General features: G+C 75.5%; 6 protein-coding genes. All 6 read right to left on the bottom strand.

Annotated elements, in window-relative coordinates; translation table 11 throughout:
• Nucleotides 1–65 precede the first annotated feature (65 nt).
• The 6 genes from IE330_RS09215 to pdhA all read right to left on the bottom strand — a co-directional run bounded on the left by IE330_RS09215 (nt 66) and on the right by pdhA (nt 8,085).
• Nucleotides 66–1,172 (bottom strand): potassium channel family protein, encoded by a 1,107-nt coding sequence (locus IE330_RS09215; RefSeq protein WP_190135390.1) that lies wholly within the window; start codon nt 1,170–1,172, stop codon nt 66–68.
• Complete coding sequence (locus IE330_RS09210; RefSeq protein ID WP_373314599.1) at nt 1,169–2,767, bottom strand: molybdopterin molybdotransferase MoeA; 1,599 nt, start codon at nt 2,765–2,767, stop codon at nt 1,169–1,171. Before IE330_RS09210 ends, IE330_RS09215 begins: the two co-directional genes overlap by 4 nt.
• A 371-nt stretch (nt 2,768–3,138) precedes the next feature.
• Nucleotides 3,139–4,215, bottom strand: a complete 1,077-nt coding sequence (locus IE330_RS09205; protein ID WP_190135389.1) for a DUF6457 domain-containing protein — start codon at nt 4,213–4,215, stop codon at nt 3,139–3,141.
• Between the two features lie 176 nt (nt 4,216–4,391).
• Nucleotides 4,392–5,942 carry a dihydrolipoamide acetyltransferase family protein gene (locus IE330_RS09200; RefSeq protein WP_190135388.1) on the bottom strand — a complete coding sequence of 517 codons (1,551 nt, stop codon included), beginning with the start codon at nt 5,940–5,942 and terminating at the stop codon, nt 4,392–4,394.
• Nucleotides 5,942–6,946 carry an alpha-ketoacid dehydrogenase subunit beta gene (locus IE330_RS09195; RefSeq protein WP_190135387.1) on the bottom strand — a complete coding sequence of 335 codons (1,005 nt, stop codon included), beginning with the start codon at nt 6,944–6,946 and terminating at the stop codon, nt 5,942–5,944. Before IE330_RS09195 ends, IE330_RS09200 begins: the two co-directional genes overlap by 1 nt.
• The gene (gene pdhA / locus IE330_RS09190) at nt 6,943–8,085 is read right to left on the bottom strand and encodes a pyruvate dehydrogenase (acetyl-transferring) E1 component subunit alpha (RefSeq protein WP_190135386.1); all 1,143 of its coding nucleotides are present in this window, start codon (nt 8,083–8,085) and stop codon (nt 6,943–6,945) included. Before pdhA ends, IE330_RS09195 begins: the two co-directional genes overlap by 4 nt.
• Nucleotides 8,086–8,236 lie beyond the last annotated feature (151 nt).

The following is an 8,236-nucleotide window of genomic DNA, read 5'->3' as shown; positions in this document are numbered from 1 at the left end:
CCCCGGCACCGCCGCGGCCGCCGGTCCCCGCGCCGCGGACTCCCGTGGCCGCGCGGCCACGGGCCTCAGTCCAGCGGCCGCGCCGGCCGCCGCTGGTCCATGGCCGGCGGCTCCGGCGTCGGGGAGGCCCGGACGATCGTGATCAGCCGGTCCGTGAGCTGGAGCGCCCCGATCGCCGGGTCGTCGTACGCGAGCAGCCGATGGCCCCGTACGACGCTGACGACCAGGTCCTTCATGTCCCGCACGCTCTTGCCCGCCTCGGCCTTTATCACCGGCCGCTCGACGAGGTCGAGGCCGCTGCCCTGCTGGATCAGGTCCTCCATGACCACGCCCGCGCTGGGGCTCAGCACCGACAGGCCGAGCAGCCGCCCCGCCGCGCTGGCGCTGGTGATCACCGCGTCGGCGCCCGACTGCTTCAGCAGCGGCGCGTTCTCCTCCTCGCGCACCGCGGCCACGATCTTCGCGTGCCGGTTGAGCTGGCGGGCGGTGAGCGTGACCAGGACCGCCGTGTCGTCGCGCTGGGTGGCCACGATGATCTGACGGGCCTTCTGCACCTCGGCCCGCAGCAGCACATCGCTGCGCGTCGCGTCGCCGACGACCCCGGCGTACCCCTCCGCCGTGGCCGCGTCGACCACCTTGGAGCTGGGGTCGACGACCACGACCTGCTCGGGCTTCAGTCCGGTCGCCCGCACGGTCTGGATCGCGGACCGGCCCTTGGTGCCGAAGCCGACGACGACGGTGTGGTCACGCAAGTTGGACCTCCAGCGGGAAAGCCGCCATTCCTCACGGGTGCGTTCGGTCAGCACCTCGAGCGTGGTGCCGACCAGGATGATCAGGAAGAGCACGCGCAGCGGCGTGATCAGCAGGATGTTGACCAGGCGCGCGCTGTCGCTGTGCGGGACGATGTCGCCGTACCCGGTCGTGGAGAGCGTCACGGTGGCGTAGTACGAGGCGTCGAGGAGGTCGACCTCCCCGTTCGCGTTGTCGTGGTACCCCTCGCGGTCGAGCCACACGATGGCGATCGTGACCAGGAGGACGAACAGCGCCATCAGCAGCCGCTTGCCGACCTGGCGCAGGGGGCGTTCGACGACACGCCGGGGAAGTTTGACCCGACGCGTCACCAAATGTTCGTCGGCTTGGCGCGCGATCGCGTCATGGCCGGGCAGTTTCACGTGAAACACACCTCGTTGAAGGGACCGTTCGGGCCGCCGGAGCTCAACTCACCGTACTGGCCACGCGCTTCACCCCAGGGCAGATCGAGGATCTCCACCTCCTGGTGACGGCCCGCCCCGCCCGGCCGCACCACCGCGAGCCCGTCGGCGACGGCGATGCCCCGCAGCATCGCGGGCCCGTTGTAGCGCAGCGGCACCGCGTACGGGCCCCGCACGGAGACCGGCACCAGGCGCGTGTCCCGCGGATGCCCGTGTACGTCGTCCCGCAGGGGCACCGCGTACGGCGCGGCGGCGGGGCGCCCGGCGAGCCCGCGCAGCAGGGGCGCGGCCAGGGTGAGCAACCCGGAGACGGCGGCCAGGGGGTTGCCGGGGAGGCCCACCAGGTAACGGGGGGATGCCTGGGGAGCGAGGGACGCCTGTGGGTCTGGGGGGGCCTGCGGGCCGGGGGGTGCCTGGCCGGGGGCTGCCTGGCCGGGGGGTGCGGTGGCCGTCGCGGGCAGGCGCGCGAGCAGCATCGGGTGGCCGGGGCGCACCGCGACCCCGTCGACGAGCAGGTCCGCGCCGAGGTGGCGCAGCGCGGGGTGGACGTGGTCGACGGGCCCGGACGCGGTGCCTCCCGTCGTCACGATCACGTCGGCCGTGGACCGGGCCAGCGCCGCGTACAGGGTGTCCGCGTCGTCGCCGAGGCGCCGCACGGCGGTCACGTCCGCGCCCAGCGCGCCCAGCCAGGGCGGCAGCATCGGGCCGAGCGCGTCCCGGATGCGGCCCTCCTGCGGTAGCCCGGAGGTGAGCAACTCGTCGCCCAGGACCAGCACTTCCACGGTGGGGCGCGGCGCCACGGGCAGCGTGTCGTACCCGGCTGCGGCGGCGAGACCGAGCACGGCGGGGGTCACCAGGGTGCCGCGCGGCAGGAGCCGGTCGCCGGTGCGGCACTCCTGGGCACGCGGCCGGATGTCCTGGCCGGGCACGACGTCGTGCTGGGCGTACAGGTGTCCCTTGTCGTCCACGTGCGCGTGCTCGCTGCGGATGACGGCGGTGGTGTCCCGTGGGATGCGGGCGCCGGTCGCGATCCGGACCGCTTGGCCGTCACCGAGCGGCTCGGGCCGCTCCTGCCCGGCCAGGACCCCGTCGGGCAGCGCCCTCCAGGGACCGGGCCCGGCCACGGCCCAGCCGTCCATCGCCGAGGTGTCGAACGAGGGCAGGTCGGTGAGGGCCGTCAGGGGCGCGGCGAGGACACGGCCGAGGGCGGCGGGCAAGGGCGCGAGGGCGGGGGCCACGGCGGCCGGAGCGGTCGCCGGGGCCTGGTCGGGGCGGTGCCCGGACGGCGCCCGGGCTGCCCTGGAGACCCCTGCCGCGTGAGCGGCGGCACGGGCTTCGGGCCAGGGGGTGGCGTGACGGGCCACGGGGGTTCCGGTGGCAGGGTTTGGGGCGGAGGGGGTGCCTGGGGCCGAGGGGGCTCCTGGGGCTGAGGGGGCGGGCCTGTCCGAGGGGGTGGGGCCGCCGTCCGGCGGGTTCGTACCCCTCCTCTCCGCACCAGCACCGCTGTCCGACGGCGCGGTACGGCCACGGGGCGGTGGAGCGGAGGCCGTGCCGATGTCTGGCGCGGGGGCAGGCTGGGGCTCCGGCACGCCCCGGCCGCCCTGAGGGACCTGGGGGACCTGGATGCTTCCAAGGTTCTGAGCGCTTCGGCGGGCGTGAGAGCTCCGGGGGGCGTGAGCGCTTTGGGGGTCGTAAGTGCCTCGGGGGTCGTGAGTGCCTCGGGGGTCGTGAGTGCTCTGCGGGTTCGGAGGGGGCTGTTCCCCTCCCGAGCCCAGGGGGAGCTGCTCGTCGTCCGGATCCTGACCGCGTGCCGCAGCCGTGGGCCCACGGCTGCCGCCCCGGCGTGCCGCGCCCCCGCTCCCGGAACGGCCGTCGTTCGCCAGGGCCAGGGCCTCTTCGAGTTCGGCGTCGGCCGAGTGGGGCCCGTTCACGGGGTTCCCGGGGCCGAGGGGGAGGAGTCCTCGGGCGCCGCCGCCGAGCCGGGGGCGGGCCGCGCGCCCCCGCCCTTGGCCGAGGGAGCCTCGCCGGAGGGTGCTGCCGCTGAGGGCGCGCCGCCGGAGGGCGCCTCACTGCCGGGGGCCGCCGCTGTCGAGGGCGCCCCGCCCGCGGCCGTCTCCTGTTCCCAGCGGGCCGCCAGGGCGGCCGCCTTGCGTGCCGCCTCCGCCACGGCCTGCGGCCCGCCGCCCGCCGTACCGACCCGCCCCGCCGCGTACCCGACCAGGAAGGTCGTCAACGGCGCGGCGGGGCGGGCCACTCCGTGCGCGGCGTCACGCGCCAGGTCGAGCAGGGTGCCGGTGTCGACGTCGAGGTCGATGCCCAGTTCGTCCTTGACTGCGGAAATCCATTCATCCAACACGTGCCCATGCTCCCTGATCCGCGCGCGGGCGGCGGCGATGTCGTCCCAGGTGTCGCAGTCGAACGCGGCCAGCGCCTCCGGCACACGGACCAGCTCCAGGGCTCCGGTGAGCAGCCGCAGCGGCAGCCCGGCTAGCCCGCGGTCCTCCGCGGCGGACTCGGACCCACCCCCGGCGGGGCCCTCGCCGCCCGCGGCGAGGCGGTCGAGTTCCCGGCGCAGCGCCGCCCGCCGGTACGCCGCCACCAGCGGCTGGTCGCGGCCCTCGGGGTCCGTGAGCAGCGCGCCGTCGGCCGTACCCACCGCGCCGACGAGGCGGCGTACCGTCTCCTCGCGCAGGAACGGCAGGTCGGCGGAGAGCACCACCACCAGGTCGGCGCCGGTGCGGCGCAGGCCCGCGTCGAGCGCGGCCAGCGGTCCGCCGCCCGCGGGGTGCTCGCGCGCCCACACCACCGGCCGCGAGGTGGGCCGGGGCGCCGCGACGACGACGGTCGTACCGGCGTCCGCGCAGGCGGCGAGGACGCGGTCCAGCAGCGCCCGGCCGCCCACGCGGACACCGGGCTTGTCCGCGCCGCCCAGCCGGGCCGCGCGGCCTCCGGCGAGTACGACGGCGTCGAACGCCGCCGCGCCACGTGCCGAGTTCGCAGTCATCCCCCGAGTATGGGCGCAGGGGGTGCCGTCACCACCACCCCGGGTGTCACTCCGGCCTCAGAGCCCTCGGCGAGGCACCGCAGCGGCACGTGCTCGGACCCTTCCCCGGGGCTGAGGACCGTCTGGACAGCGCCTCAGCCGTACTCCCCCTGTCCCATCGCAGCCGTACCCCCTTGTCACACCGTGCGCAGCAGCACCGCCGGCTGTTCGACGCAGTCCGCCACGAAGCGCAGGAAGCCGCCCGCCGTACCGCCGTCGCACACCCGGTGGTCGAAGGTGAGCGAGAGCTGGACGACCTTGCGCACCGCCAACTCGCCCTGGTGCACCCATGGCTTGGACACGATCCGGCCGACGCCCAGCATGGCCGCCTCGGGGTGGTTGATGATCGGCGTGGATCCGTCGACCCCGAACACCCCGTAGTTGTTCAACGTGAACGTGGAGCCCGTCAGTTCCCCGGGAGTGAGCGTCCCGGCGCGCGCCGCCTCCGAGAGCCGTGCCAGCTCGGCGCTGAGCGACTCGGTGTCGCGTGCGTGCGCGTCCCGTACGACCGGCACGACGAGCCCGCGGTCCGTCTGCGCGGCGAAGCCGAGGTGGACCTCGTCGAGCCGGACGACCTCGCGCGCCTCCATGTCGACCGTGGAGTTCAGCTCGGGGTACCGGGCGAGGGCGGCCGTGCAGATCCGGGCGAGCAGCGCCAGCAGGGACACCTTCGGCCCGCCCGCCGCGTTCATCGCCGTGCGCGCGTGCGTCAGTTCCGTCGCGTCGGCGTCGACCCAGCAGGTGGCGTCCGGTATCTCGCGGCGGCTGCGGGACAGCTTGTCCGCGACGGCACCGCGTACGCCGCGCAGCGGTATCCGCATCCCGGCAGCCGCGGTCCGGCCCCCGGAGGGCTCGGCCCCTGCCGGGCCGCCGGTCGCGGCGCCCAGGGCCGGTGCCGTGCCCCGCGCGGCGGACGCCGGGCCCGGGTCCGCGACCGGCACGGCCGAGGCCGCCGAGGCCCGCATCGCGTCCTCCACATCGGCGCGCAGGATCAGCCCGTCCGGACCCGAGCCCGCCAGCGCCCGCAGGTCGACGCCGTTCTCCCGGGCCAGCCTGCGCACGAGCGGGGAGATGACCGGAACGGGCCCGTCCGCGTACACCGCGTCCGTCCCGCGCACCGAACCCTCCCGGCCCGCGTACTCCTCCGGGCCCGCGTGGTCCCGTGGGCGTACGGGGCTCTCCGGGGGCACGGTGCTTCCCGGCCGCGCGGGGTCCTTATCGCGCGCCGGGCCCTGCCGGTGCGCGGGCCCGTCCGCACGCGGAGGGCCGTCCCCGCGCGCGGGGCCCTGCTCCGGCGCCGGCCGGGTGGACCGCACCCGGCGCCGGCGCGCGGGTGCCGCGGCCGTGCCGTAGCCGACGAGCACGTTCCCGGACCCCTCGCCCGCGCCCGCCGCGTCCCCGGCCCCAGGGGCGGCGCCGTCCGCGGGGGAGCCCGCCGCCGGAGCGCCCACCGCGACCGTCAGCAGCGGCGCGCCGACCGGCAGCTCCGTGCCTTCCTCGCCGAAGCGGGCCGTGACCACGCCCGCGTACGGGCACGGCACCTCGACCATCGCCTTGGCCGTCTCGACCTCGACGACCGGCTGGTCCACCTCGACGACGTCGCCGACCTGGACCAGCCAGCGCGTGATCTCCGCCTCCGTGAGCCCCTCACCGAGGTCGGGCAGCTTGAACTCCAGGACCTGCGCCATCAGCTCCCCGCCTCCCACTGCAACCGCGCCACGGCGTCCAGGATGCGGTCGACGCCCGGCAGGTGGTGCCGCTCCAGCATCGGCGGCGGGTAGGGGATGTCGAATCCGGCGACCCGGAGCACCGGCGCCTCCAGGTGGTGGAAGCAGCGCTCGGTGATCCGCGCGGCGATCTCCCCGCCCGGTCCGCCGAAGCCGGTCGCCTCGTGCACCACGACCGCGCGCCCCGTACGCCGCACGGACGCCGCCACCGTCTCGTCGTCGAACGGCACCAGCGACCGCAGATCGACCACTTCGAGGTCCCAGCCCTCCGCCCGAGCCGCCTCGGCGGCTTCCAGGCAGACCGGCACCGACGGCCCGTACGTGATCAGCGTGGCGCTGCGCCCGGCGCGCCGCACCACGGCCTTGCCGAGGGGCTCCACCGGCTGCGGCGCGTCCGGGTTCCACTCGGCCTTGGACCAGTACAGGCGCTTGGGCTCCAGGAAGACCACGGGGTCGTCGGAGGCGATGGAGGCGCGCAGCAGACCGTAGGCGTCGGCGACCGTGGCGGGCGTGACGACGTGGAGCCCCGGCGTGGCCATGTAGTACGCCTCGGAGGAGTCGCTGTGGTGCTCGACGCCGCCGATCCCGCCGCCGTACGGCACCCGGACGGTGATCGGCATCGGCAGCGCGCCCCTGGTGCGGTTCCGCATCCGCGCCACGTGCGACATGAGCTGCTCGAAGGCGGGGTACGCGAACGCGTCGAACTGCATCTCGACGACCGGCCGGAGGCCGTACATCGCCATGCCGACGGCGGTCCCCAGGATGCCCGCCTCGGCCAGCGGCGTGTCCGTGCAGCGGTCGTCGCCGAACTCCGCGGCGAGGCCGTCGGTGACCCGGAAGACACCGCCGAGCGTGCCCACGTCCTCGCCCATGACGTGCACGGTCGGGTCCTCGGCGAGGGCGTCGCGCAGGGCGCGGCCGAGGGCCTGGCCCATGGTGGCCGGCTTCACGGCGACAGTGGTCATCGGTCCGCCCCGTCCGTCTCGGCCTCGGCCTCCAGCTCGGCCCGCAACTGTGCCGCCTGCTCCCGCAGTTGCGTGGTCTGCTCGGCGTACACGTGCGTGAACAGGTCCATCGGGTCGAGCACCGGGTCCTGGTTCATCCGCTCCCTGAGGTCCGCGGCCATGGCCTCGGCGTCCTCGCGCACCGCCCGGCTGTGCTCCTCGTCGAGCAGCCCGCGCGCGGTCAGCTCCCGTTCCACGAGCAGGACGGGGTCGTGGTCGCGCCAGGCCTCGACCTCCTCGTCCGGGCGGTAGCGGGTGGCGTCGTCCGCGTTGGTGTGCGCGTCCATGCGGTACGTCACCGCCTCCACGAGCGTGGGGCCACCGCCCTCACGGGCGCGCCGCACGGCCTCGCCGAGCACCTCGAGCACCGCGACCGCGTCGTTGCCGTCCACGAGGCGGCCCGGCATGCCGTACCCCACGGCCTTGTGGGCGAGGGAGGGCGCGGCCGTCTGCTTGGCGAGCGGCACGGAAATCGCGAAGCCGTTGTTCTGCACCAGGAAGACCGCCGGCGCCTGCCAGACGGCCGCGAAGTTCAAGGCCTCGTGGAAGTCGCCCTCGCTGGTGCCGCCGTCGCCGATCATGGCGAGCGCCACCACGTCGTCGCCCTTGAGGCGCGCGGCGTGCGCCAGGCCCACGGCGTGCGGGAGCTGGGTGGCCAGCGGGGTGCACAGGGGCGCCATCCGGTACTCACGCGGGTCGTAGCCGGTGTGCCAGTCGCCGCGCAGGAGCGTCAGGGCGCGCACCGGGTCGAGGCCGCGGGCGACCGCCGCGAGCGTGTCCCGGTAGCTGGGGAAGAGCCAGTCGCGCTCCTGAAGGGCGAGGGCGGCCGCTATCTCGCACGCCTCCTGGCCGGTGCTGGACGGGTAGACCGCGAGCCTGCCCTGCTTGGTGAGGGCCGTCGCCTGCGTGTTGTACCGCCGCCCGCGCACGAGCTCGGCGTGCAGGCGCAGCAGCAGCTCAGGGGCCACCTCGGACGCCGCGTCGGTGCCGAGCACCCGGTACGGCGCCGCGTCCGGCAGCAGCGGCGCGGGGTCGGTCCTGGCCTGCCATGCGGGAGGCGGGGCCGGCCGGTAGGCGCCCCTCTGCTCCATGACCGTCATGACGGCACCTCCTGGGGGGATGCTGAGAGGAGCGGTCTCCTCGTGGGAGCGGCAACAGAGGCGCAGCGGTGTGACGCGCCTCACCTACCGATTGTTCGGTCGACGGCACATTTTGGCTACAGGCACCTTCAGGCTGTGGACAAACGGTTCT

This window comes from Streptomyces longispororuber, assembly GCF_014656095.1.
GTDB lineage: Bacteria > Actinomycetota > Actinomycetes > Streptomycetales > Streptomycetaceae > Streptomyces > Streptomyces longispororuber.
The sequence above is the reverse complement of the archived record's forward strand: the minus strand, read 5'-3'. Positions and strand labels throughout refer to the sequence as shown.